The 25,742-nt window shown below is 61.4% G+C and carries 23 protein-coding genes; 18 read left to right on the top strand and 5 right to left on the bottom strand.

What is annotated here, in order from left to right; translation table 11 throughout:
* Positions 1 to 957: 957 nt before the first annotated feature.
* Both RHIBR816_RS0117150 and RHIBR816_RS0117140 read right to left on the bottom strand, forming a co-directional pair.
* Positions 958 to 1,197, bottom strand: coding sequence for a hypothetical protein (locus tag RHIBR816_RS0117150; RefSeq protein WP_018237807.1), 240 nt, complete (start codon positions 1,195 to 1,197; stop codon positions 958 to 960).
* 352 nt (positions 1,198 to 1,549) lie between these two features.
* Complete coding sequence (locus tag RHIBR816_RS0117140; RefSeq protein ID WP_018237805.1) at positions 1,550 to 1,954, bottom strand: MarR family transcriptional regulator; 405 nt, start codon at positions 1,952 to 1,954, stop codon at positions 1,550 to 1,552.
* A gap of 96 nt (positions 1,955 to 2,050) precedes the next feature.
* Between RHIBR816_RS0117140 and RHIBR816_RS38415 the strand changes: the two genes are divergently transcribed.
* The 16 genes from RHIBR816_RS38415 (at position 2,051) to RHIBR816_RS0117065 (ending at position 16,980) form a co-directional block, all read left to right on the top strand.
* Entirely contained in the window at positions 2,051 to 2,560 is a 510-nt protein-coding gene (locus RHIBR816_RS38415; protein ID WP_084811094.1) for a hypothetical protein, read from the top strand.
* Complete coding sequence (locus RHIBR816_RS0117135; RefSeq protein ID WP_018237804.1) at positions 2,560 to 3,222, top strand: transglycosylase SLT domain-containing protein; 663 nt, start codon at positions 2,560 to 2,562, stop codon at positions 3,220 to 3,222. The genes RHIBR816_RS38415 and RHIBR816_RS0117135 overlap by 1 nt, the downstream gene beginning before the upstream one ends.
* On the top strand, positions 3,219 to 3,521 hold the full coding sequence (locus RHIBR816_RS0117130; RefSeq protein ID WP_018237803.1) for a TrbC/VirB2 family protein: 303 nt from the start codon (positions 3,219 to 3,221) through the stop codon (positions 3,519 to 3,521). Before RHIBR816_RS0117135 ends, RHIBR816_RS0117130 begins: the two co-directional genes overlap by 4 nt.
* A gap of 4 nt (positions 3,522 to 3,525) precedes the next feature.
* Positions 3,526 to 3,864, top strand: coding sequence for a type IV secretion system protein VirB3 (locus RHIBR816_RS0117125; protein ID WP_026187106.1), 339 nt, complete (start codon positions 3,526 to 3,528; stop codon positions 3,862 to 3,864).
* Positions 3,836 to 6,223 carry a VirB4 family type IV secretion/conjugal transfer ATPase gene (locus tag RHIBR816_RS0117120; RefSeq protein ID WP_084811093.1) on the top strand — a complete coding sequence of 796 codons (2,388 nt, stop codon included), beginning with the start codon at positions 3,836 to 3,838 and terminating at the stop codon, positions 6,221 to 6,223. Before RHIBR816_RS0117125 ends, RHIBR816_RS0117120 begins: the two co-directional genes overlap by 29 nt.
* Positions 6,223 to 6,918 (top strand): P-type DNA transfer protein VirB5, encoded by a 696-nt coding sequence (gene virB5, locus RHIBR816_RS0117115; RefSeq protein ID WP_018237800.1) that lies wholly within the window; start codon positions 6,223 to 6,225, stop codon positions 6,916 to 6,918. Before RHIBR816_RS0117120 ends, virB5 begins: the two co-directional genes overlap by 1 nt.
* Entirely contained in the window at positions 6,915 to 7,148 is a 234-nt protein-coding gene (locus tag RHIBR816_RS0117110; RefSeq protein WP_018237799.1) for an EexN family lipoprotein, read from the top strand. Before virB5 ends, RHIBR816_RS0117110 begins: the two co-directional genes overlap by 4 nt.
* A gap of 5 nt (positions 7,149 to 7,153) precedes the next feature.
* Positions 7,154 to 8,095, top strand: coding sequence for a type IV secretion system protein (locus RHIBR816_RS0117105; RefSeq protein ID WP_018237798.1), 942 nt, complete (start codon positions 7,154 to 7,156; stop codon positions 8,093 to 8,095).
* 312 nt (positions 8,096 to 8,407) lie between these two features.
* Positions 8,408 to 9,079: a virB8 family protein gene (locus RHIBR816_RS0117100; protein WP_018237797.1), complete on the top strand. Its 672-nt coding sequence runs from the start codon at positions 8,408 to 8,410 to the stop codon at positions 9,077 to 9,079.
* Between the two features lie 26 nt (positions 9,080 to 9,105).
* The gene (virB9, locus tag RHIBR816_RS0117095) at positions 9,106 to 9,936 is read left to right on the top strand and encodes a P-type conjugative transfer protein VirB9 (RefSeq protein ID WP_034816425.1); all 831 of its coding nucleotides are present in this window, start codon (positions 9,106 to 9,108) and stop codon (positions 9,934 to 9,936) included.
* Positions 9,937 to 9,944: 8 nt separating this feature from the next.
* Positions 9,945 to 11,120, top strand: a complete 1,176-nt coding sequence (virB10, locus tag RHIBR816_RS0117090) for a type IV secretion system protein VirB10 (RefSeq protein ID WP_026187105.1) — start codon at positions 9,945 to 9,947, stop codon at positions 11,118 to 11,120.
* 12 nt (positions 11,121 to 11,132) lie between these two features.
* Positions 11,133 to 12,125 (top strand): P-type DNA transfer ATPase VirB11, encoded by a 993-nt coding sequence (gene virB11, locus RHIBR816_RS0117085; protein ID WP_018237794.1) that lies wholly within the window; start codon positions 11,133 to 11,135, stop codon positions 12,123 to 12,125.
* Positions 12,126 to 12,458: 333 nt separating this feature from the next.
* Positions 12,459 to 14,612 carry a ParB/RepB/Spo0J family partition protein gene (locus RHIBR816_RS0117080; RefSeq protein WP_018237793.1) on the top strand — a complete coding sequence of 718 codons (2,154 nt, stop codon included), beginning with the start codon at positions 12,459 to 12,461 and terminating at the stop codon, positions 14,610 to 14,612.
* Positions 14,613 to 14,822: 210 nt separating this feature from the next.
* Positions 14,823 to 15,245 (top strand): antirestriction protein, encoded by a 423-nt coding sequence (locus RHIBR816_RS0117075; RefSeq protein WP_018237792.1) that lies wholly within the window; start codon positions 14,823 to 14,825, stop codon positions 15,243 to 15,245.
* Between the two features lie 156 nt (positions 15,246 to 15,401).
* Positions 15,402 to 16,592: a hypothetical protein gene (locus tag RHIBR816_RS0117070; RefSeq protein ID WP_018237791.1), complete on the top strand. Its 1,191-nt coding sequence runs from the start codon at positions 15,402 to 15,404 to the stop codon at positions 16,590 to 16,592.
* Positions 16,593 to 16,677: 85 nt separating this feature from the next.
* Positions 16,678 to 16,980 (top strand): hypothetical protein, encoded by a 303-nt coding sequence (locus RHIBR816_RS0117065; RefSeq protein WP_018237790.1) that lies wholly within the window; start codon positions 16,678 to 16,680, stop codon positions 16,978 to 16,980.
* Here the strand turns inward: RHIBR816_RS0117065 and RHIBR816_RS37530 are convergent.
* The 3 genes from RHIBR816_RS37530 to RHIBR816_RS0117050 all read right to left on the bottom strand — a co-directional run bounded on the left by RHIBR816_RS37530 (position 16,970) and on the right by RHIBR816_RS0117050 (position 19,799).
* The gene (locus RHIBR816_RS37530; RefSeq protein WP_018237789.1) at positions 16,970 to 17,179 is read right to left on the bottom strand and encodes a hypothetical protein; all 210 of its coding nucleotides are present in this window, start codon (positions 17,177 to 17,179) and stop codon (positions 16,970 to 16,972) included. The genes RHIBR816_RS0117065 and RHIBR816_RS37530 overlap by 11 nt on opposite strands.
* 97 nt (positions 17,180 to 17,276) lie before the next feature.
* The gene (locus tag RHIBR816_RS0117055) at positions 17,277 to 18,467 is read right to left on the bottom strand and encodes a DUF1173 domain-containing protein (RefSeq protein ID WP_026187104.1); all 1,191 of its coding nucleotides are present in this window, start codon (positions 18,465 to 18,467) and stop codon (positions 17,277 to 17,279) included.
* A gap of 111 nt (positions 18,468 to 18,578) precedes the next feature.
* On the bottom strand, positions 18,579 to 19,799 hold the full coding sequence (locus RHIBR816_RS0117050; protein ID WP_018237787.1) for an ATP-binding protein: 1,221 nt from the start codon (positions 19,797 to 19,799) through the stop codon (positions 18,579 to 18,581).
* Positions 19,800 to 20,054: 255 nt separating this feature from the next.
* On the opposite strand from RHIBR816_RS0117050, the gene RHIBR816_RS0117045 reads away from it, so the two are divergent.
* Together RHIBR816_RS0117045 and RHIBR816_RS0117040 are read left to right on the top strand one after the other, a co-directional pair.
* A complete protein-coding gene (locus RHIBR816_RS0117045; RefSeq protein ID WP_018237786.1) occupies positions 20,055 to 24,494 on the top strand; it encodes a strawberry notch-like NTP hydrolase domain-containing protein in 4,440 nt (1,479 codons plus the stop codon).
* Positions 24,495 to 24,499: 5 nt separating this feature from the next.
* Positions 24,500 to 25,552, top strand: coding sequence for a toprim domain-containing protein (locus RHIBR816_RS0117040; RefSeq protein WP_034815427.1), 1,053 nt, complete (start codon positions 24,500 to 24,502; stop codon positions 25,550 to 25,552).
* The last annotated feature ends 190 nt before the right edge of the window (positions 25,553 to 25,742 follow it).

Below are 25,742 nucleotides of genomic sequence, written 5' to 3'. Positions count from 1 at the left end.
ATCGCGGCTATGGCCCCACTTCCGAAGATGCTTCGAACCGAAGCGTCTTGCTGCTCGGCGGAAATGAGCTTGCTGCGAGACGAGGGTCCTTCGTAGCACGACGCCCAGGAAGCCGGTATGCGGCGAACTTTCACCCCTCGGGTCAAGCAGGTGGCAGGTTCGAGCCTTGGCGACCAGGATGTCGGTCCTTGGAGCTCAAACTACCACGCGGCATATTCAAGGTGTTCTGTCCTCGAAGAAGCTCGCCGTCTGGGACCCGTGGTGGGCTCAGTCGTTGACGTTGAAAGGAGAACGACATGTCACGTCACGTTTCTGACATCAAGGGCACCGTCGCGAGCTTCTTGGGGGAACTTGGCATCATGACCCGGCGGCGCGCGTCTTTGCGCCGCCGCTATCTCCAGAAGAGCAGCTGCTGGTCGATTGCTATCGCTCTGGGCAGATCGAGGAGTGGGCTTGGCAGTGCCATCTTGACGAAGATCCGGTGCTGGCGGTGCATTTCAGTCGCATGAGCCAAACCCCAACCGTCCGCTGATAGGCGTTAGACTCTCATCCAAGTTTGATAGCACGCCATAATGAGCGGGTTTCGACGCAGCTCATCTTCATGCGCTTGGGGACGACGTTACTTGCCGTACTGCTCCTTTAATGGAGGCTATATCACCAGCATCAGCAATGTCGCGCCGATAATCAGCAGCGCAGAAAGGATCGATGCCCAGATCACAAGCATATCGTGATCGTAGTGGTTTTTGTCGTGCTCAGAGCGATGCATTTGCACCTCCCGTGCGGCGGGGAGACCGGTTCTTTTTCCGCTCTCCTGCCCAATTCGAGACTACTACGAAGGCAATGATTCCACCATAAATCCTTCAGCTATCCGAGGACGCCTGGCCTTAATTTCCGAATTACGACGCCCGAGGCTTGCCCGGGAGCCGACATCAGGTTGCTGGTTCGCTATCAAGTGTGTCAGACCGGGTTGGGGTGCACGCAACCGGGGCCGGAGTGAGGTTTGACTGTGTGGAAGACGTACAGCCAAAACGTGAACTCGCCTTCGCGCTTTTCCATCCAGGCTTCAAGCGCTCGGTGCGCAGCCGCGGTCTTGGCGTCGCAGCGGTAGACCTTCATCGCAAGATCCACAGCCGCCGCCACCGCGCGCTCTTCTTCCATGACCGCCTTGCCAGACGGATCAGGGCTCTTCTTCGACATGTTGACTCTCCTTCAAGAGTCCGGCGCAGAACGACGTGGCCGGACGCTCTCACAGCGATAAACCAGATCGCATCGTCCGGAAGCACAGGCTCCGCTCATGTCGGCCGTTTCGAACGCTAGTTTATTTGGTTGATCAGCGGAAGACGCAAAATTCGCAATCGCAGGTCGAATTCCTGTCGGAGCCCTCTGGGCGACATGATCACCCGCCCGTCGCAGTCTGCGACGCCATCGCCGATATTGAACTCCTCATCCAGCCCATTCGAGGCGGCCATTGTGAACGCTTTAGGTCGGGGCAAACCACACGAAGCGCGCTTGGTTAAGGACACACGCCTGACGGACGGCTCGATCAAACTCAAGATTTCGATGCACTTTGATTCGCCGGCGGCGCGGTTGATTCGAGGTTTTTGCCTCCCTCCAGACTGCGAAGCTTCTCCAGGATTTCGCTGGCGATCTCGAACTGTCGCGCTTTGCCGCGTCCCATCGAGTTCTTGACAAACCGCTCGGTCAACAGCCCGCGTCGCACGAGAGGATCTATCGTTTCCGTGACGCCTGTACGCGTGAGGCCTGTATTTTCGATGATATTTGAAAGGGTTAGGCGTTGATGGCCCTGGTGCATAATGTAGAGCACGCTCATCATGCCGATCTGCTTCAAACGCGACTGGGGTGTCTCGTCTTCCAACGGATGATCGAAGATTTCACGGAAGATGAAGCCCGAAAAGGCAAGGCTGTGCCACTGAACGTCGAGTGCTCTTGTCATTGCTTAAACTGCATTGTATAGGTCAGTATATTGAGTGTGTGGCAAGTGCGATGGCAGGGACATCGCCCTGTGCCGTGATCGCGAAGGCTCCTGTTCATGAGAAATCTTCTCTCCGTTCTGGCTCTAATCAGCGTCCCTGTATCATACCTCATTCCAGCGAGTAACGCTCGCGCTGAAGATTGGGGATGCCAGGTCATTCTATGCCTTTCGAATCCTGGTGGTCCAATGCAGTACGCGGCATGCCGGCCGCCTATCCAAAGGCTTTGGCGAGCACTTGGCAGGGGAGACGGGTTCCCGACCTGCGGCAGCGTCGGTTTGCGGGCTTCGCGGCCGCGCTTTGAACCGTACTACTGCGATGAGGGCTTCAGGCTTACCACGCGCACGAGTGATCGTGGACAGGCAGCAAGCTGCGTCTCGACGACACCTCAAACCGTCCCGATGAGCGAATGCTACGATCAAGCTGACGATACGCCTTCATTTCGCTACCCGGGCGGCCACGAACGACATTGCCGGCGTTACGTGGTCAGACGGCCCCACGTCCGCCCCCAGCCCCACTACGTCGACGTGACCATCGACGGGATTGGCAGTCAGAGGGTGTGGTACTGATGGCCGCTGACTTCGTCGACCTCGCGCACATGTGTGCTCCGGACATTGCGGTCGAGACGCTCGCAGCGATCGTGAGCCTGGAAAGCGGATTTCACCCCTTCGCAATTCGCATCAATAGCGGGGCGCCGCTTGCCAGGCAGCCCGGATCCAAGGCCGAAGCGATCGAGGTCGCATCGGGGCTTCTTGCCGATCGCCAAGACATTCAACTCGGCCTGGGAGGGATACGACCCGACGACTTTCCGACGCTCAATCTCGCCCTCGCCGATGCCTTTGAACCATGCCTGAATCTCCAGGCAACCGCGACATTGCTGAACGGGTACTACCAGGTGGCTCTTCGTGCGGGAAAGAGATCTGAGACCGCCGACCGCTTCATGCTGCAATCTTTTTATGGGCGAGGCGATGCGTCCCTCGGCGCGCTTGCGCAATACGACGAACAGGCCATGCGCGAGGCGAGGCGGCTTTCAAAGAGGCTGACGTCGCTGGCTATAGGATCAGGAGCCGTGGGTGATGATGCTCGCTCGGATGTATCGGCCGCTCGTGAAAATGATGCTGCCCCCTTTGAAGAGCAGGTCGCAACCCCGCCACCCTGGGACGTCTTCGCCACCGGGCGGGCGACCTCTGTCTTTGTTTTCCGTGACGACCAAAAGGAGCGATCCGAATGACTTTTGTTGCCACCGTCCGTTCTGTTCTCACCGTCGCATCGACAGCGGTTATCGTTTCGATCGTCATGGTCGAACCAGCCTTCGCCCAGGCAACGGGCGGCATTGAAAGCGTGCTTCAAAACATCGTCGATATGCTGACCGGCAATGTCGCAAAACTGCTCGCGACCATTGCCGTCATAATAGTCGGCATCGCCTGGATGTTCGGATATCTCGATTTGCGGAAGGCGGCCTATGTGGTCCTCGGCATCGGCATCATCTTTGGTGCCTCCGAGATTGTCAGCACGATTTCGGGGGCTTGATGTCATGCCCGCAGAAATCACTCTTGAGGAGGACACACTGTTCCTCGCTTGCACCCGTCCCGCGATGGTTGCCGGCGTCACGATGGAGGCGATGGGCGTCAACCTCATGCTGACGACGATCCTCTACGTCATCGCCGGGTCGGTGGGCTATGCGCTTTTTGGCGTCGTCCTTCACCTCTTCTTCCGAACCCTCGTGAAGCAGGACCACAATATGTTCCGCATTCTGATCGGCTCGATCGAGACGCGCGGCCGCTCCCGTAACGGCGCCCATTGGGGCGGCACGTCGCTGACGCCTCTGAAGCTCGGCCGGCGTTATGACGAAAGGGATATCGGCCTTGCCTAACCTTGCCGCCATCAAGGCCCGTGAGCTGCAGCCGGAAACCTTCATCCCTTACGTCCGCCATCTCGATGACGCGACGATAGCGCTCGATTCTCAGGTCCTGATGGTCATGGTGGCACTGGAAGGCGTCTCGTTCGAGACTGCCGACGTGCTGGACCTCAACGGCCTGCATCGCGATCTCAACACGCTTTACCGCAATGTCGCCGACGAGCGTCTGGCGATTTGGGCGCACATCATCCGCCGCCGCGACAACGAATACCCCGAAGGGGTGTTCGTGAGCGCCTTTTCGAAAGCGCTCAATGGCAAATATCGTGACCGCATGATGCGCGAAGATCTGTTTCGCAACGATCTTTATCTGACGCTTCTCTGGAGCCCGAACCGAGACCCTGCGGAAAAGATTACCAGCCTCATTTCTCGGCTGAGCAAAGCGCGCCACGCCGATATCGAACTGGACGAGGAGGCGCTCAAACTTCTCAGCGACAAGCTCGTCGACGTGACGGTTGGCCTCCAGCGCTTTCGGCCACGCGTGCTGTCGCTCTATGAGCGCGACGGTCTTGTGTTTTCCGAGCCGAGCGAGGTTCTGCATCAGATCGTCGGTGGCCGCCGTGAGCCGGTTCCACTGACACAAGGACGCATATCTTCCGCGATCTACTCGGATCGCTTGATCTTCGGACGCGAAACCGTGGAGATTCGCCATGAGGCCGAAAGCCGCTATGCCGGCATGTTCGGCTTCAAGGAATATCCGGCAAAGACCCGGACCGGTATGCTTGACGGCGTGCTCACCGCTCCCTTCGAGCTCATCCTGACGCAATCCTTTGCCTTCATCGCGAAGGCTGATGCCCGCACCATCCTCGGGCGCAAGCAGAACCAGATGGTCGGCGCCGGCGACAAGGCGGCCTCGCAAGTCGAGGAGCTCGACACGGCGATGGACGATCTCGAATCCAATCGGTTCGTGCTCGGCGAGCATCATCTGACGCTTTCGGTCTTTGCTCCTTGCATCAAGGAGCTTACCGACAATCTGGCCAAGGCCCGCTCGTATCTGACCAATGGTGGAGCCGTGGTGGCGCGCGAGGATTTGGGGCTTGAAGCGGCCTGGTGGGCGCAACTGCCGGGCAATTTTCGTTACCGCGCCCGGTCCGGGGCGATCACCTCACGGAATTTCGCAGCACTTTCGCCCTTCCATTCCTATCCGATCGGGAAGAAAGACGGCAACGAATGGGGACCGGCCGTTGCCATGCTGAAAACCGCGTCCGGTTCGCCGTACTATTTCAACTTCCACTACGGCGATCTCGGCAACACCTTCGTCTGCGGCCCCTCCGGCGCTGGCAAAACCGTGCTTTTGAATTTCATGCTTTCGCAGCTCGACAAGCACGATCCGCATATGGTGCTCTTCGACAAGGATCGAGGCGCCGATCTTTTCGTACGGGCTGCCGGCGGCACCTATCTGCCGCTGAAGAACGGTGCGCCAACCCGATGCGCGCCGTTGAAGGCGCTCGAGCTGACACCGCAGAACAAGATGTTCCTGGCGCATTGGGTCGGCAAGCTGGCCGGCCCCGCAAGAGGTGATTTATCCGTCGGTGAATTGCGTGACATTGCGGCTGCTATCGACGGATTAGCCGACCTGCCGGTTGAGCACCGTACAATCGGGGCGCTGCGGACCTTCCTCAACAACACCGATCCGGAAGGGATCGCCGCCAGGCTGCGCCGATGGGAGAGGGGAGGGCCGCTCGGCTGGGTCTTCGACAATCCTTTCGATGACATCGGCATCGGCGCTAAGTTCCTCGGCTACGACATGACCGATTTTCTCGACAATGAGGAAATCCGCACACCCCTGATGGCCTATCTCTTCTATCGCGTCGAGCAGTTGATCGACGGGCGCCGAATCATCATCGTCATCGACGAATTCTGGAAGGCGCTCGCCGATGAGGGCTTCCGGGATCTCGCCCAGAACAAGCTCAAGACGATCCGCAAACAGAACGGACTGATGCTGTTTGCCACACAGAGCCCGCGCGACGCGATCGCCTCGCCGATTGCTCATACGATCATCGAGCAGTGCCCGACCCAGGTATTTCTACCGAACCCGCGTGGCAACCGAAGCGACTATGTCGACGGTTTCAAGCTCACCGAGCGGGAATTCACGCTTCTCGCTCGCGAGCTTTCCAACGAGAGCCGCCGTTTCATCGTCAAGCAGGGCCACAACAGCGTCGTCGCCGAACTCGATCTCACTGGTTTCGACGACGAACTGGCAATCCTGTCCGGTCGAACGGCAAATGTCGAACTCGCCGACGCAATCCGCCATGAAGCCGGCGACCGGCCCGAAGTCTGGCTACCGATCTTTCAGCAAAGAAGGAGTGCAAGCTGATGGCTACACGTAACACGCTCCATGCGGCGGTCGCCGCTCTTCTCCTGTCATCCGGTCTGGCAACAGCGCAGGGGATTCCGGTGATCGACCAGACCGCGATCGCCAAGCACATCGAGAGCATCGCCCAACTCAAATCTCAGCTCGACACCTTGAACCAGCAGCTTCAGCAGGCTGAGCAGCTTTACGGTTCGCTCAACAAGCTCACCAATATGGCAGATATAGCGAGCGTGCTGAACGACTCATCGGTCCGCCGGGCTCTACCGCACGACTTCCAAGCTGTCGCCAGTGTTCTCAACGGATCCGGAGGAGGGGTCTTCGGCGATTCTTCGTCGCGGTTCCTGGATAACAATTCAATCTACCGGACGAGCGCCGATGATTTCTATGCCGAGGAGCTTTCCCGTCTGCAGAATCGCAACGCCGGCCAGATGAGCCTCGGCCAGCAAATCTATGACGCAGCGACCAAACGGATCGACGGCATTGACCAGTTGCGTCAGCAGATCTCCGCGGCAGGCGACGCCAAGGACATCGCCGACCTGCAGGCGCGGCTACAGGCCGAAACGGCATTTCTCCAGAACGATGTGCTTCGCATGCAGGCGCTGCGCATGATCCAGGAGGCTCAAGTACAGGTCGACGAGCAGCGCAGGGCCGAGGACTGGCGCAAGCGCATGGACGCGATGGGAGCGGCCTTGCAATGAAGGTTCTCGCGCTCTTCATGCTCATCACCGCACTCGCCGCCTGCTCCAACGAGCCCGAGCGGGCCTATACTGTCGATGAATTCCTGGCGAACAAGTCCCTCCTTGCCGAGGTAATCGCCAAGTGCCGAAACAATCCGGGCGAGCTCGGCAACACTCCGAACTGCCAGAACGCAGCAGCCGCAGACTTTAAGGCTCGTCTTGAACGTATGGGACAGGCACTCGGAGGGTGACGCGCATGTATCAGGTCTTTGCCTTTGTCGACGGGCAGTTCAAGGCGCCCCTGGAGAACTTCATTTCCTCGGGCACCTCCAACATCGCCAGTTGGGTCGCCGGCCCTTTGACCGCAGCACTGACCTTACACGTCGTGCTTTACGGCTTCCTGGTCATCCGCGGGTCGGTGCAGGAGCCGATCATGGACTTCGCGTTCCGCGCGATGAAGCTGGCGATCATCCTGATGCTGGTGAAGAACGCCGGCAACTATCAGACCTATGTCGGTGATGTCTTCTTCGAGACGCTTCCGAAGGAAATCTCTCAGGCATTGAACTCCGGCAGGGCACCGAGCGCTTCGGCCTTCGACAGCCTCCTCGACAAGGGCCAGGAGAGTGCAAGGGAGATATGGAACAGAGCCACCTGGCCGGTTGACATGGTCACAAGCATCAGCGGCACGCTCGTCCTCTGCGCGAGTTTTGTCGTTGCCGCCGTCGGCTTCGTCGTGTCGCTCTATGCCAGGCTGGCGCTCGCCATCGTGCTCGCAATCGGGCCGGTATTCATTGCACTTGCCATGTTCCAGTCCACCCGGCGCTTCACCGAGGCCTGGATCGGTCAACTCGTCAACTTCGTCATCCTGCAGGTGCTGGTGGTCGCAATCGGTTCGCTGCTGATCACCTGCATCGACTCAACCTTCGCCGAGGTCGAAGGCTATAGCGACTTGTTGATGCGGCCGATCGCACTTTGCGCCATCTGCCTCGCCGCTTTCTACGTTTTCTACCAACTTCCGGGCATCGCTTCGGCACTCGCCTCCGGCGGTGCGTCGCTAACTTATGGCTATGGCACGGCGCGTAGGGCGCATGAGAGCACGCTTGCCTGGGGTACCTTACACGCCACGCGCGTTGCCGGCCGCACCATCCGTGCGGTTGGAGCTACCCTCACTTCCGGCAAGACCAGGTCAACGGCTTGAGAAAACAATTAGAAGGCAATTCCGCATGACACGTGTAGCGCTGTTTCTATGTCTAGCATCTGCCGTAAGCGCCTGTGCGTCGCATTCCCACTCTCCGCCCACATGCGATGGCTATTCCCGAAGACCGCTCAACCGGTCTATGTGGCAGTGGCAGGAGAAGGGCGCGCTGAAGCATAGCCATTCGGATCTGACGCGAACTGGGCCAGCGACCATCGCATTAGCCTTTACCGAAGGACCGGCAACGGATCCGCCTCCAGCCTTGCAGACCTTCGGCCTTGCCGGCTCCTACGGTCGTTGCGCGGGGTAGCAGCCATGGTTACCGCAGAAAGCCTCAAGAGCTACTTCGAAAAGGCAAGGCGCTTCGATCAGGACCGGATGATCATGGCCGAACGCTCGGTCCGCATTGCCTGGTCCGTCGCCACCGTAGCTGGCCTCCTGGCCGTCGCCTTGGCCGTCGCCATCCTGGCGCTGACGCCGCTGAAGACGGTCGAACCCTTCGTCGTCAGGGTCGACAATTCTACAGGCATCGTCGACGTGGTGTCGGCGTTAGGCTCGGCGCCCGGCACCTATGACGAGGCGGTGACCAAATATTTCGCCGCCAGATATGTCCGGGCGCGCGAGGGCTATGTCTGGAGCGAGGCGGAGGAAAACTTCCGCATCGTCACACTGCTGTCGGCCGAAACCGAGCAATCGCGCTTCGCCGCCCTCTACCGTGGCAGCAATCCTCAGTCGCCGCAGAATATTTACGGCCGCATCGCTACCTCGAAGGTCGATATCGTTTCGATTGCACTTATCAACGCGCAGGTTGCCTCGGTCCGCTACACCAAAACCGTCGTGCGCGGCGAGGAGGTCCGGACCACCCATTGGGTGGCCACGCTTACCTTCACCTACGTCAACGCCCCCATGTCCGCGACCGACCGGCTGGTGAACCCGCTCGGCTTCGTCGTCAGCGAATACAGGGCCGATCCGGAGGCGATCAATTGAACCACCGCCTGTTCACCGTCGTCATCATGAGCGCCGGCCTCTCCTCAAGCGCATTTGCACTGGAGACGCCGCGCGCCGCGCCCTACGACAATCGCGTTCGCTTCATCAACTATCAGCCTTATGACATCACGAAGATCGTCGGATCGCTGCGCTCCTCCGTGCAGGTCGAGTTCGCTGAGGACGAAGAGGTCGTGCACGTGGCGCTCGGCAATAGCATTGCGTGGGAAGTGGCGCCGGCCGGAAACATCCTCTTCCTTAAACCCCGCGAGAACCAGCCGTTGACGAACATCTCGGTGGTGACGGCTCGCCGCGATGGTTCGACCCGCAGTTACCAGATGGAACTCACGGTGCGCGACGGTTCGGTCGCTGCAGGTCAGAACACCTATTTCTACGTCAAGTACCGCTATCCCGCCGACGAGACGAGGCGCCGACGCTTCGACGCTGCTGCGCGGGCGCAAGCGGCAGCGGCGCGCGAGGCGGATCAGGTATTCTCCCTGCATGAAGCCTATGGCCCCCGCAACTGGCGATATTCGGCGCAGGGATCGACTGCACTCGAGCCAAATGCCGTCTACGACAATGGCAAGATCACGACCTTCGCCTTCTCCGGCAACCAGGAAATGCCTGCAATCTACATAGAGAACTCGGACGGAACGGAGAGCCTGGTGCCAAAAACGATCGAGGCAGACCTCGTTCGTGTCCATGCGATCAGCCGCAAGTTCATCCTGCGCCGGGGAGGGGACGTGCTCTGTGTGTTCAACGAGGCTTATGATCCGCTTGGCATCAATCCCGATACCAATACGACCTCTCCATCAGTCGAGCGCGTCACAAGGCAGCCGCCGGCTGGCGCTGAGCGATAGGGACGGCAATGCCAGAAGAATTTCAGGATCGAATCCCCGGAGAGCGCGCAGAAACCAATAGCGGTCGGAGGCTTGACGGGCACCCCTTGGTAAGGCGCGGCGCAGTGGTCGCAGCGATGATTGCCTTCATCGGCTTTGCCCTTTGGTCGATGCGCGATCAGGAGGGCAAAGCGAATACGACTAATCCCGAGCGGGTGGTCGTCCGTCAGACGACGAGTTTCGAGCCCGCGAAGGAGGAACCGAAGATCGAGGCTCCCATGCCACAGGTCGAACTGCCCCTGCCTGTCGTGGAAAGAAAAGCAGCGCCGGCCGATGATCCGCTACTCGACTCGGCGCGCCGCGCTCCAGTCATTGCCTATAACGGACAACGGGCCCTGGCGGAGCGGCGAGAAAATACTGCAACCAGCACCGACCCCGACGCCAGCTATCTCCCCCTCGCTTCAACCTTCGGCACGGTCAACACACAGCCTGAGGATCAAGCTCGACGTTTCAATCAGCTGATGACGCCCACACAGCTCGAAGGATCGCGCGCGGGACGACTCGGCAACCGGAACTTCATCGTGGCGATGGGAACCTCGATCCCATGCGTGCTTGAGACCGCACTCGCATCCGACCAGCCGGGCTTTGCAAGTTGCATCATCAATCGCGATGTGCTCTCCGATAATGGCCGGGTCGTACTGATGGAAAAGGGTACACAGGTGGTCGGCGAGTATCGCGGCGGCCTTAACCGCGGCCAAAAGCGCCTGTTCGTCCTCTGGAACCGCGCCAAGACGCCGAAGGGCGTGATCATCACGCTCGCCTCACCGACGACGGATGCGCTTGGTCGGGCGGGGGTGGACGGTTACGTCGATAGCCATTGGTGGGAGCGTTTCGGCAGTGCCCTGCTGCTCTCGGTCGTCGGCGATGCTTCCAGCTATCTTGGCAGCCGTCTGCATGACAGCGACGTAGACGCCCAAGGAACCACCACGGCCGGCCAGCAAGCAGCGGCCGTCGCCGTCGAGCAGTCGATCAACATTCCACCGACGCTGAAAAAGCATCAGGGTCAGCTCGTGTCGATATTCGTCGCCCGCGACCTCGATTTTTCCGGTGTCTACCGTTTGCGTGTGACCGAGCCGCGCACCCAAATCTTTGACCGCGCCGTGCTGGGGGAATTCGGTTCGCGGTCGAAGCCGGTAACGAAATAGGCAGACGATCCGATGGCGGAAGCAGCAGATGCAGGTGTGGTGCGAGAGCTGCTTTCGCCGCTCTCGCGGTTTCTCGAGAATAAGTCGCTCTACGAGGTCGTCATTAACCGGCCATGCGAGGTATTGACGGAAGGGGCGGAAGGATGGGCGAGCCACTACGCGCCCGAACTGACCTTCGAGAAGCTGATGCGGCTTGCGCGCGCCATCGCCACCTATTCGCACCAGGCCATCGACGAGCAACAGCCTATCCTCTCCGCCACCCTGCCGGACGAGGAGCGCATCCAGATTGTCATCCCGCCGGCGACGATCAAGGAAACCGTCAGCATTACCATTCGAAAACCGTCGTCGGTGACGTTCAGTCTAGATGACCTGGAGAAGGGCGGGCTGTTCGACGTGACTGCGCCCACCGAGGGGCTGGCAGTAGCCGACCGAAGACTTATCGATCTGCACCGAAAGGGCGCATATGCGGAATTCCTGCGCGCCGCCGTGCTAGCGCGCAAGAACATTATTATTTCGGGGGCAACCGGGTCAGGCAAGACGACTTTGTCGAAGGCGCTGATCCGGCACATCCCTGACAGCGAGCGGATCATCTCGATCGAGGACACGCCGGAGCTTTTTATCGCGCAGCCGAACCATGTCCGGCTATTCTATTCCAAGGGAGGCCAGGGCACTGCGAAAATTGGACCAAAGGACCTGTTGGAGTCATGTATGCGCATGCGGCCCGATCGAATTCTTTTGCAGGAACTGCGTGACGGCACAGCGTTCTACTACGTTCGGAACATCAATTCCGGGCACCCAGGCTCGATCACGACGGTGCATGCCGACTCCACAAGGCTGGCGGTCGAACAGCTGACCCTCCTCGTCAAGGAGTCCGAGAGCGGCAAGGACCTTGGAAGGTCTGAGATACGCGATCTCCTTAGAGTCGCAATTGATATCGTCATTCAATGCAAGCGGATTGACGGCCGCTTCCGTGTTACCGATGTCTGCGTCGATCCTCTCGGATAAGACGCGCCCGCCCGGAAGTCAGCATGTGAAATCCTGAGAGATCGCGCAAGCGCGACTATCGCGCGGCGCCGGCCAACCCGTGTCCCGCGAAGATCGGCGATACCCGCAAGGCCCAACCCGCTTGGGTGGCCTGTGACACGTGCTTTGTATCCTATTCCGCCGGGCCGGCAATCCGAACAGCCGGCCATCTGTGGCCTGCGACGAGGCGGGCGCCAGCCGGAAAACGGTGGAAGGCTGCGGACGGGTAAGGAGGGAGAGGGGGGAAGGGGCGTTCGCGGCGGGTTGCGGTTGTCGGAGAGAGGCTCCGGCCAGTCCGCCACGGAGAGAAACGACATGGCACAGGCCATCCAGAAAATCACCCTAAATGCCGGGCGCGACATTCCCTTCAACAAGCTCGTTCTCAGCCAGCAGAACGTGCGCAAGACCAAGGCGGGCGTCTCGATCGAGGAGCTTGCCGAAGACATCGCTCATCGCGGACTGCTGACCAGCCTTAATGTCCGTGCAGAGCTCGATGGTGACGGCAACGAGACCGGGATCTATCGCATTCCGGCGGGCGGCCGCCGCTACCGCGCGCTGGAATTGCTGGTCAACCAGAAGAGGCTGTCCAGGACCGCCGGAATCCCGTGCATCGTCAGCAAAGGCGAAACCCTCGAAGTCGAGGACTCGCTTGCCGAAAACGTCAAGCGCCTCGATCTCCATCCCCTGGATGAGTTTCGCGGCATGATGGCGCTGCGCGAGCAGGGGCTCGACGAGGAAGAGATCGCGGCCCGCTTCCACATCTCGGTGGCGACGGTGAAGCAGCGCCTGCGGTTGGCCTCCGTTTCGCCGCGCCTGCTAGAATTCTATGCCAATGACGAGATGAAGCTCGGCCAGGTCATGGCGTTTTCGATCACCAATGACCATGTCCGGCAGGAGCAGGTCTGGGACACGATCTCCCGGTCTCATGATCAGGACCCCTACTATATCCGCCGGATGCTGACCGAAACCGCGGTCCGGGCCTCCGATCGACGTGTCGTCTATGTCGGCATCGACGCCTATGAGGCTGCCGGCGGTGTCGTGATGCGCGACCTGTTCGATGAGGACAATGGCGGATGGCTGCAGGACCCGGCCCTGCTCGAGCAGCTCGTGCTCGAAAAGCTGACCGCCGACGCCGAGGCGCTGAAGAGCGAAGAGGGATGGAAATGGGTCTATGCCGCCTTCGACTTTCCGTACGGCCACACCTCTGGCCTGCGCCGCTTCTACGGTGAACGGCTCGAGTACACCGAGGAGGAGCTTGCCCGCCATGACGCCCTGAAGGCGGAATATGACAAACTCGATGCAGAATATGCCGCGGCGGAGGACTATTCCGAGGAGACCGAAGCCCGGCTTGAGGAACTCGGCAACGCGTTGGACGCCCTGAACGACCGACCTTTCGTTTTCGATCCGGCGGACGTCGCCCGCGGTGGCGCCTTCATCTCGCTTGCCGCCAAAGGCGAGTTGAAGATCGAACGCGGTTTCGTCCGGCCCGAAGACGAACCTGTCGTAGAGGCGGATGGCCGCGATGCCGCTGATGGCGATGACAGCGGTGCAAGCGACGACGATGTCGCTACGGCTCCCGCGAGCGGCGGGGTCTCGACCAACGGCAAGCCTGTCGGCACCGAGGAACCGGAGGACGATGACGGCAAGATCCGTCCGCTCTCCGACCGTATCATCGAGGACCTCACGGCCGCCCGCACTGTCGCGCTCCGCAATGCGCTGGCCAATGATCCGGTAATCGCCTTCATCGCCGCCCTGCACGTGTTCGTCCTCAAAACCTTCTACAGGTATGGGTCGGACTCGTGCCTGGAAATCACCGCGCAGCACACGGCGTTCAGCCAGACCCCGGGACTCGGCGATACGGTCTGGGCGAAGGAGATCGGTGAGCGGCAGGAGTCCTGGGGCCATGATCTTCCCGGCAATGCCGACGAAGTCTGGGACTATCTGATCGCGCTCGATGAGGCGAGCCGCATGGCGCTGTTTGCCCATTGCGTCTCGCTGTCGCTCAACGCCACGATCCAGGCGTGGAACCGGCGCTCGCGGGAAGTCGCCCATGCGAAGCAGCTTGCCCAGTCGATCGGGTTCAGCATGGTCGAGGCAGGTTGGACGCCGACTGTTGACAACTATCTCGGCCGGGTCACGAAAGCGCATATCCTGCAGGCCGTCCGGGACGCGAAAGGCGAACAGTCGGCGCAGCTCATCGACCATCTGAAGAAACCCGACATGGCCCGTGAGGCCGCCCGGCTGCTGGAAGGCAGCGGTTGGCTTCCCGAAGTGCTGCGGCTTTCGGTCGACGAAACACCCGACGAAGCTGCCGCCTCCATGGCGGATACGGTTGACGTTAGCGATGGCAGTACCGAGGGAGGTGCTGACGTCGATCTGCCAGCCTTTCTGACAGAAGGTGCGGATGCCGAAGAGACGTCCAGCGATCTCGCAGAGGATGGCGGCGAACACCTCGAAGCGGCGGAATAATCGCTTTAAATTCATCAATCAAGCGGAGGCCCGGCCATCGTGCCGGGCCTTCCTATTTCTCACCATTGGAGACAAAGCGTGTCGGGCCGGGAAGGGGGCGGCTGCGGTTGGCCGGAGGAGGAAGAGAGGGGCCGGAGCAGGATTGAAGCCGGGCGATGGGAGAGAGGGTTGTCCGGCCTGAACCCTGTCGCCTCTCTGGAGAGTAAATCAATGTCGACATCCGTGATTGCAGCTCAAAGCGCCACTATCGTCCCCGAAGAGCGTCGCCAGGAATTCCTGCCCGCGCTGTTCGGGCGTTCACTCCTGATCGTCGCTGAGAACGCGGTCTACAGCTTCATGGACCGGCTGAGTCCGCTCGACTATGGCGGCGGCTTCTGGGATTTCTACGAATACGAGGGCAAGCCGCTGTTCCTTGCTCCGCAATCTACATCGCGGTTTCGGATTACCGGCGAGATCACCGGATTTCAGGGGGACGTTTCCGCCGAAGCCGCCGGGATCATCGCCACGCTATTCGCCTTCTCCCATCTCTCGTTCCAGTATCAGTCGGACTATCTCTCAGAGGGCTACGCCCGTCTCTACACCTATTCGGCCGACCATCCAGAAGCTTCCGAGATATTCCAGGCGATCGATTGACAAGCCAAGACGCGCCGCTCCCCGGGTGGCGTGTCTTAACTTTCCCGTTTGGCCGCCCCGTCGGACAGACCCTCGGCGGCGAGCCATCTTCCATCCCACCAGCCCGGTTGTCGCGAAAGCGATCAGCCGGGCTTCTTCGTTTCAGGAGATTTGAGCATGAACACCATGATTTCCGCCCCGTGGCCGGTATCGTCCGGCTTCAAGGTCGATATTTCGCGCGGCGAACGTATCGGCCGCGTCTCGTCCGAATGGTTCTCGCGTCCCGACGACGAGCGCTACCTGTCGCTCACCGATCTTCATCGCGCGGTCAGCGCCAGAACCGATCGCGCCCGCGTTCGAACGGTCGAAAGCGCCGAGATCCGCGTGGAAGCGACCCGTGACAATGCCGAGCGCCTTGCCTTGATCGTTCCCGGCGGGCGTCAGCCGATTGCGCCGACGCACTGGAGCTATGGCCAGCTTTGCAGCCTGGTCGGCGCGCCCGCGAGCTATATGCGGCAGCTGCCTGCGCCGCTGGCCGCGATCAACCTTCAGCACGGGCTGCTGAACCACAGCGCCGAACTGGTCAAAACCCTGGAGATGGATGACGGTCGCGTCGAGCTCAGGGCGGTGACCGGACCCGAATACGGCCGCATATGGGACAAGGACCTTGTTGCCGCCGTCATGAGCATCGCCGGCAACGGAACCGGGGATACGATCTGGAAGGTACCGGGCGTGCTTGACTGGTCGACCATGACCCACAATCCGTTCGTCGATATCATGAAAGACACGACGACACTCTATGCCAGCGACCGTGATGTCTTTCTCTTCCTGGTCGACGACACGCACCCGATCGAGGCCGGCCGTCTGCCGAACGGCGATCCGGATCTTTACTTCCGCGGGTTCTATGCCTGGAACTCCGAGGTCGGCTCCAAGACGCTCGGCATCGCGTCGTTCTATCTGCGGGCGGTGTGTGCCAACAGAAATTTGTGGGGCACCGAAAATTTCGAGGAGATCACCATCCGGCATTCGAAGTTCGCGGCGCAACGCTTCGCCCATGAAGCGACGCCGGCGCTGACGAGCTTCGCCAATTCCTCGCCGGCGCCCTTCATCGCCGGCATTCGCGCCGCCCGTGAGCGGATCGTTGCCCGCAACGACGAGGACCGCTCGGATTTCCTGCGCAAGCGCGGTTTCTCCAAGGCCGAAACCGGCAAGATCATCGAGACCGTGCTTTGCGAAGAAGGGAGGCCACCCGAGAGCATCTTTGACTTTGTCCAGGGGATCACCGCGCTTGCCCGCGGAAAAGCCCATCAGGACACGCGATTGGAGCTGGAAGGCAAGGCCCGAAAGCTCCTCGAAAGCGCTGCCTGATTACGGTCTTCTAAAGCGGCATCGCCCATCCAACCCGATCAGAACCCGGCCATCCGCGCCGGGTTTTCGCATTCACGGAAATCCCATGTTCAACACCGAAGCACTCTCTCCCATGCAAGCGGGCCGCCTCAACGCCGCTCTGGACAGGCAGTATCGATTCGATGGTGTCGTCAGATCACTCCGCTCCCATATCGAAGCGCTGGCGGCGGCAGGTCGGCTGGAACTGACTGAAGGGGACGGGATGATCGACTATTCCCGGGCGCGCTTCAACCGGCTCGGATCCCACAGGGGGCAAGACGCCTATGTCGCGCGTCTCCGGGCGAAGCGATATTTCTACGTCAACGGATGGGCGGCGCCGAAGCTGGTGTATGACGCGATCAGGCGTTGATCTCGGTTGCTGTTTGCTCCGCCGCGGCCTCGGACGGCCGCATGGACATTGCCAAATCACTCTCTCCGGCTGTCTGCTCGACGTCGACCTGATTGCCAGCGGCCTTCAGATCGATGTCTCCCCAGATCGAGCGATCTCGCCGGGACAGGCGACGCCGATTTTTGATCTCGACAATGAACGGCTTCTTTTCAGGCTTCATGATGGTCCGGTTGAAGAAAATGACGGATAGTTACTATGCCGCAGCTGTTCTTATTCGCTTCGCCCTGTCAACGCCCCGCGTTCCCATGTCCCCCGTATCAAGGAAGCCGCGGCATTTCGCCCTCGGCCACCCGCCAGACCCAGGGTGCGATCTCCGGTCTCGCCTCGATCATATCCGCAAGCGCGTGTTCGTAATCGTCTCCGGCACTTGCCGGCACGATGAACATCGCGACGGGCGCGGGTTTTTGTTCGGGCAATGTGACCGACACGATCGGCGCATCGCGCGGCAGGTTGAAACGCAGTCCCTTGACGCTCTTTCGCTTAAGATGGCTGAGCTTTTCCAGGAGCCGCAACTCGTGAATGTCCTCGAATGGCAGCCAATGCTCGTTGACGACCATGAGGGCGACCTCTTCAACCGAAGCGATGCCGGCGGCCGACACGCCGAAGGTGGCGATGACGATCAGATGGAAGGTCTCGCTCGAGCGCCACAGTTCCAGTTCGGTCTCATAGCGCGCGGCAAGCCGCCTCCATGCACCGTCCTCGATCATCAGCGGGAAGGGAACATGTCGTACCACGATCCTGTGCCCCTCGCGCGCCGCGGAAAACTCCTTCACCTCGGCCACGATCATCATGAGCTTGCGCGGTCCCGACCCCGTCGCCTGTATGTCTTTGAGCGCGGCGGCGCGACGGGCGGCGATCCCGTCCTTGTCCTCGGGATGGAATACCTCCGGGACGAAGAGCATGTCGCTCAACGGACCGCCCCTTGCGGTCATCTGTGAGGCGGCATTGATCAGGCTCGTGCGCACCCGGCCCCAACCACGCCGGCCCGCCCATGTCGAACGCCATTCCGTGAGTTCGCCAGCCTCCCAGAGATAATGCAGCATGCCCTTGAGCGACAGCTTTTTGGGCTCGCTGCGGATGCCCGGCTCGGCTGCTTCGGCCGGCGCGCCCGGCGCCGATCGCGGCCCGCGCTTTGTCAGGGAAAAATCCAGCTTCAGCTCTGCCTTGCCGCTGGCATCGATCTGGATCGCATTGCCGATCAGCGGGCCGAGGCCGGAAAGCTCGTAGGGTGGCTCATAGGACGGGCACGCAGGATCGTGGTCGCGCCCCGAGAGCGGCATGCGCTTGATGAGATACTGATCCTCCAGGCGCGCGATATACATCGCAACCGGTGGCTCCTTGCACAGACACATCGGGCGCCGCCTCTGCTCATAGGCATGCCCAAGCAGTACTCGAAACTCGACAGATTCCTCTTCGAGTGACCTGTCGCCGATCAGAAACCGCCGCACCTTGCTCCTCCTACGCCGCCGGACGAGGTCTTTAATGGCGAAGTAGCACAGACCTGATCGATTATACTATCGGAAATATTATAGTATGAAACAGTGGCCAGCGCGATCTGCTTATCGCCACAGGCATGAAAGCGGTGCTGCGGCGAGCTTTTCGCCGAACGGTACGACATCGGTATTGTCATAAAGGACGATGCCGAAGGCAAATTTCTCGCCGCACGCGTCCGCTAGCGTCTTCAGGCCCCCGAAATCACCCGCCTTCACCGTGGCGCTTGCCTTCACCTCAATTCCCACGATCATGCCGTCGTCGCGTTCGAGCACGACATCCACCTCGCGCATCTGCTGGTCTCGGAAATGGTAGGGCGTAAGCCTAAGGTCCGAACCCGACATGAGTTTCAGGATCTCGGAAAAGACAAAGGTTTCCAGAAGCGAACCGAATGCACCGCGATCGGCCTTGATCCGGTCGAAGGTGAGCCCTCTTGCCGCGGCCAGTATGCCGGAATCGAGGAAGTGCAGCTTTGGCGTCTTGGCAATCCGTTTCAGTGCATTCGTATACCAGGGCTGCACGGTGGCGATCAGGAACACCTGTTCGAGCAAGCCGACATACCGCTGTCCGGTCTTGTGGCTGACATTGATGCTCGACCCGAACTGCGAATAGTTCACCAACTGGCCTGAATGTTCGGCCAGGAGCCGCACGAATTTCGGCAGCTCGGTCAGTTTCTCGACATCGGCAATATCCCTGAGATCGCGGGTGAGGACCGATGTCAGGTAGGATCGCGCCCAGTCCTGTCTCCTCCGCTCGCTTTCACGGGCGATTGCTTCGGGAAAACCGCCGCGCAAAACAAGCTTCAGAAGATCGTCGCCGACGATCGCTTCCCGATCGCCTTGCAGTTTTCCTTCGAACAACCGGGGCAGGAAGGTCGACGGTCCTCCATCGATCTCGAGCCGGGACAGCGGCAACATGCGGATCGTCTCCATGCGGCCGGCCAGGCTGTCGGCGACACGAGGCAGGGTGAGTACATTGGCTGAGCCGGTCAGCAGAAAACGGCCCGGACGATAATCCTCATCCACCGTCTTCTTGATCGCCAGGAGCAAGTCGGGCGCGCGCTGGATTTCGTCGATGATCGCCTTGTCGAGACCCCTTATGAATCCGGCGGGGTCGGATTGCGCCGCCGCAAGCACGGTCTGATCGTCCAGCGTGATGTAACGGCGATCGTCGCCGTCTAGCTTCCGCACGAGCGTCGTTTTTCCCGCTCGGCGTGGGCCGACGATGAGGACGACCGGCGTATCCGAAAGAGATTCTTCCACCCGATGCTCGACGAACCGATTGTACATGGCTGCTTCCGACTCTTTGAAAATTGGAAATATGAAATATGATAATTGGAAGTCAATAGGCCGTTAATTGGGAATTGGCATCGAGGAGTCTGGAAGGGGATGAGGGTCCCAGCCTGACCCCGCACCGATAGCTACTCCTTGAGATAGGTGTTGCGTCGCCCCAGAGGGAGAGAGGGGCCGGATAAGGGGCGGCCTGCCGGGGTTTGGAGAGCGTTCGGGCGGGCCGGTCCTTTTCCGCTCTCGACAGGGTCTGCCATGAACCTCATCACATCCGGCGCCGCAAACGCGGCCGCCACCTCGCTTGCTCCCGCCGATCACACCGGCCGTGCTGGCAAAATTCTCCTCGCCGGCCATCAGCTTCTGCCGTTTCTCGAACGCGGCCAGGCCATCGGCGCAGCCGACCTTCGCGCTATCCTCACGAATGCCTTCGGCGGCTCGGACGCCGAAGGCTTCTGGGCATGGAAGGATGCCTATGAGGCGACCGAGGTCGCGCAGGTCCTGTTCCTGCGCAAGTTCGGCGCGGCGATCTCCGCCCGCGCGAACGCCCCTCAGGCGGCGCTGGCGATGCTGAACAAGATCGTGGGCCTGGTCCCGACCCACACACGGCGCTCGGAGGAAAGCCAACAGCTCCAGCAGTTTTCCACGCCACTGCCACTTGGCTTTATCGCGGCTCGCGCCGCCGGCATCATGGCGGTCGACACAGTGCTCGAGCCGTCGGCCGGGACCGGCCTGATGGCCATCTTCGCCGAACTTGCCCATGCGCGCCTTTCCCTTAACGAATACACCCCGGTTCGTCGCGGTCTGCTGGTGCACCTCTTCTCAGGCTCGGCGGTGTCGCAGCACGACGCCGCCCGCATCGATGACTATCTCGACCGTTCCGTTCGTCCGACGGTCGTGTTGATGAACCCGCCGTTTTCGGCCGGCGTTCATGTCGAAGGCCGCATGCCCGACACCGCGTGGCGTCATCTCGCCTCCGCCTTCGCCCGGCTTGCGCCTGGCGGCCGACTTGTGGCGATCACCGGCTCCAGCCTGTCCCCCGACAATCCCAAATGGCGCGACGCCTTCGTCCGCCTGCAGGACCGCGGCACGGTTCTGTTCAGCGCGGCGATCGACGGCAGCGTCTATGCCCGGCACGGCACGACGATGGAAACCCGCCTGACGGTGATCGACAAGATTGCCGCCACTGATCCCACAAGCCTCATCTCATCGCACGGCGTGGCTCCCGATCTGGAAACACTGCTTTCGTGGATATCGGGCCTTCCGCCCCGCTCGCCCTCGACCGCGCCGAACTTAATTGGAGGGCCGCTTTCCAACGGGGTCTTACGCGCCTGCGCGGCGAAGATGGCCGCACGCAAGGCCGCCGACACCCTGCGCCCCGCGGCGGTGATCGCTCCGGCAAGCCGGACATCGCCCGCTGTCCGTGCGCAGCGACCCGTGTCCCCGCCGGTGGCCCACGTCGACGACGAGGTTATTGCACTCGACTACGAACTGCGCGACGCAGCGCCGAGCGTCCGCGTCGACGTCGCCGACGGCATTTACGAACCCTATCGGCTGCAGGCCATCCATATCCCGGGCGCAAAGCCCCACCCGGACAAGCTGGTGGAATCCGTCGCCATGGCATCGGTGGCACCGCCCAAGCCCACCTATCGGCCGCATCTGCCGAGGCGCATCATCACCGGCGGCGATCTCTCCGACGCTCAGCTCGAGAGCGTGATTTATGCCGGCGAGGCTCATTCCGGCTATCTCGCCGGCCATTGGTCCGTCGATGCCACATTCGACAACCTCAAGGCCGTCGCGCCCGAAACGGAAGGCGCTGTTCGTTTTCGTCGTGGCTGGTTTCTCGGCGACGGCACGGGCGCCGGCAAAGGCCGCCAGGCCGCCGGCATCATCCTGGACAATTGGCTCCAGGGCCGTCGCCGCCATCTGTGGATCTCGAAATCCGAGACCCTGATCGAAGACGCCCAGCGTGACTGGAGCGCGCTTGGGCAGGAGAAGCTGCTCGTCACGCCTCTGTCGCGCTTCAGGCAGGGCAAGCCGATCAAACTCGACGAGGGAATACTCTTCGTCACCTTCGCCACGTTGCGCACCGATGAGCGCGAAGGCAAACGATCGCGCGTCCAGCAGATCGTCGACTGGCTCGGAGAAGACTCTGACGGTGTGATTATCTTCGATGAAGGCCACGCCATGGCGAATGCCGCCGGCGGCAAGTCCGAGCGCGGCGAAAAAGCCGCCTCGCAGCAGGGCCGTGCCGGGCTGCGCCTGCAGCGTGCTTTGCCGGATGCCCGCGTCGTCTATGTCTCCGCAACCGGCGCGTCCGAGGTGGAATCGCTCGCCTATGCCGAACGCCTCGGCCTCTGGGGTAGTGCCGACTTTCCCTTTTCGACCAGATCCGAGTTCATCGCGGCGATCGAGGACGGCGGCGTTGCGACGATGGAAGTGCTCGCGCGTGACCTCAAGGCGATGGGCCTTTACGCATCGAGGTCCCTGTCGTTCGACGGCGTGGAATACGACATCCTCGAACACGAACTGACCGCGGAACAGGTCCGCATCTACGATTCCTACGCCGAGGCCTTCCAGATCATCCATAACAATCTAACCGAAGCGCTCGAAGCCACAGGCATCGTCAGCAACAGCACCACGCGCAACAAAAACGCCAAAGCCGCCGCCCGGTCTGCCTTCGAGAGCTCGAAGCAGCGCTTCTTCAATCACCTTCTGACCTCGATGAAGACGCCGGCCTTGATCGGCGCGATCAGCAAGGATGTGGAAGCGGGTCACGCGGCAATCGTCCAGATCATCTCCACCGGCCAATCGCTCACCGAGCGTCGGCTGGCGGAAATCCCGACCGAGGAGTGGGGCGACATTCAGGTTGACGTCACGCCGCGCGAGATCGTCGCGGAATATCTCAGCCATTCCTTTCCGACACAGCTCTTCGAGGAATATTCGGATGCCGAAGGCAACCTCTTGTCGCGGCCGGTCTATGACGCCGATGGCAACCCCGTCCTGTGCCGGGAAGCGGTCGCGCGCCGTGACGCGTTGCTGGAACGGCTGGGCAGCCTGCCCGCGGTCCCGACCGCACTCGACCAAATCGTCCAGCAATTCGGCAGTAGACAAGTCGCTGAGATTACCGGGCGCACACGTCGCATCGTTCGCCGCGACGATGGCGGTACGATCGCCCGCTTCGCCGTCGAGAGCCGGCCGGGCAGCGCCAATCTCGACGAGACGCGTGCCTTCATGGACGACGAGAAGCCGATCCTGATCTTTTCCGAAGCAGGCGGCACGGGACGCTCCTATCATGCCGATCTCGGCGCCAAGAACCAGCGCCTACGCCTGCACAATCTTCTCGAAGCCGGCTGGCGGGCCGACGTTGCGATTCAGGGTCTCGGGCGCAGCCATCGCACCAACCAGACGCAGCCTCCGCTCTTCCGCATGATCGCCACCAACGTCAAGGCGGAGCGCCGGTTTCTGTCAACCATTGCCCGGCGTCTCGACACGCTCGGCGCGATCACCAGGGGCCAGCGCCAGACCGGCGGGCAGGGCATGTTCAGAAGCGAGGACAATCTCGAATCCCAGTATGCCCGCGATGCGCTCAGGCAGTTCTATAAGCTCATCCACCGCGGCGGCGTCCCCGGTTGCTCACTGGAAAAGTTCGAGACGATCACCGGCCTTTCGCTGGCCGCCGAGGAAGGTGGCCTCAAGGACGAGCTGCCGCCGATCCACACCTTCCTCAACCGCATGCTGGCGCTGACGGTTGCCATGCAGAACCTGTTGTTCGACGCTTTCGAACAGTTGCTGGCTGCCCGGATCGAGGGTGCGATCGCCGCCGGTGTCTATGACAAGGGACTGGAGACGCTGACAGCAGACCGTATGACGGTGAAGGCTAGACAACTCGTCTATACCCATCCGGTCACAGGTGCTGAGACGCATCTCTTGACGATCGAGCGCATGGATCGCAACAGGCCGATGATGCTCGCCGATGCCCTGGCTATTCCCGCGCGCGACCCACGTGCCAGGCTAATGGTCAACGGCAAGTCGGGCCGCCCGGCCGTGCAGGTTCCGACCCGCTCGGTCATGCTCGATGACGGCTCGGTTGAGCCGCGCGTCGCGCTCATCCGGCCGATGGACGAAATCCGTTTCGAGCTGCGCCAGCTTGCAGAAACCAACTGGGAGGAAGCGAACGAGCAAATCTTCTCGGCTGCGTGGAATGCCGAAGTCGCCAATCTCCCGGAGTTTTCGATTTCGACCATGCATGTCGTCTCTGGCCTGCTGCTGCCGATCTGGAAATTGCTGCCTCAGGATTTTTGCCGGGTCTATCGGCTGGAGACGGATGAGGGAGAGCGCATTGTCGGCCGTCTGATTTCTTCGGAGGGTCTAGCCCTGCTGTGCAGGAATTTCGGGCTCGATCGGTCGGAGGTCATCAGCGCCGCCCAGATCTGGGAATCGCTTCTCGGCGGCTCCTCGGTGGTTGGCCTTGCCGGCAACATGACGTTGCGACGGGTTCGGGTGATGAACGACTATCGCGTCGAACTCAATGGCTTCACCGACGGGATGCGCGACAGGCTCAGATCGATCGGCCTGTTCTCCGAGTTGATCGCCTGGAAGCTCCGGTTCTTCATTCCGACGTCGGAGGAGGGATCGGCGATCCTTTCTCGCCTCCTCGAACGGCATTCGATCGTCGATGTCACTGGGCGGGCGTGACCACCATGATGTCCGCCTCCCAATTGGCCGATCGTCTCGCGCGCAACGCCGAGGCGGTTTGCCGTCATTACCTCTCCGCCGGCCATCGGGCCGGCAATTACTGGATCGTCGGCGACGTCGCCAACGCCAAGGGCAAATCGCTCTATGTCCGTCTCTCCGGCCCGCGTGCCGGGCGGTGGACGGATGCAGCAACCTCTCAATATGGCGATCTGCTCGACCTCGTTCGGGAGACCTGCGGGTTGGTGGACTTCCGTGATGTCGCAGACGAGGCGCGGCGTTTCCTAAGCCTTCCCGAACCCATTCCGGCTCACCACAATTTGACATTGGCCCGCAGGGGCGACGCCCAAACCGATCCGCCGGTCGATAGACCGGCAGGCGAGCGCGCGCGACGCTTGTTCCGCATGACAGAGCCGCTCGACGGTACGCTCGCCGACAGCTATCTGCGCCAGCGCGGCATCTTGCGGGCGTCTTTGCATCCGGCGCTGCGCTTCCACCCGTCCTGCTACTATCGGGATCTCGTGACTGGTCGAACGAGCTGCTATCCGGCCCTGATCGCAGCCGTGACCGACCGCTCCGGCGCGATCACCGGTGTGCATCGCACCTGGTTGGACCCGGCGGGGGACGGCAAGGCGAAGTTAGACGATCCCCGACGCGCGCTCGGCGGGCTGCTCGGAAACGCGGTTCGCTTCCGGTTTCCTCTTCAAGGCCCCGTACCGGTCATGGTCGCAGGCGAGGGGCTCGAAAGCATCTTGTCGCTCGCGCATGTGATGTCTGGCATGCCGATGGTCTCGGCGCTGACCGCCAATCACCTTGCCGCTTTCCGGCTGCCGGATGGCTGCCAGCGCCTCTATATCGCGGCTGACGCCGACGCGGCCGGCCGGCACGGAATCGAAGGATTGAGCCGCCGCGCGCAGGCGCTCGGGATCCTGCCGCTCGTGCTGTCCCCCGAACTCGGCGACTTCAACGAGGATCTGCGGCGGCTCGGACCGGAGCGGCTCATCGTGCATCTTCGGGCCCAGCTCGCGCCGGACGATGTCCTGGCCTTTCTGCCCGCATGATCGGGCCGGCAGCGGAGGCGAGGGGCGCGGCGTGGGAGGAAGGGCCGGTCTCCGGCCGCTCGCCGTTCGGGTGGGCGCGCCCGCGGGCCTGCCGAGAGGCGACCCTTACCATGCGGCGGGCGGGCCTTCAGCGGGTCAGTCGGGTTTCTTCCCCGCGCCGGCACTTCCTTGCCGCATCGGCCGTTCCGAA

The sequence above is a fragment of the Ensifer sp. BR816 genome (assembly GCF_000378985.1).
Lineage (GTDB): Bacteria > Pseudomonadota > Alphaproteobacteria > Rhizobiales > Rhizobiaceae > Sinorhizobium.
Note: the sequence above shows the minus strand (reverse complement) of the source record. Positions and strands in the feature narration are given on the sequence as shown.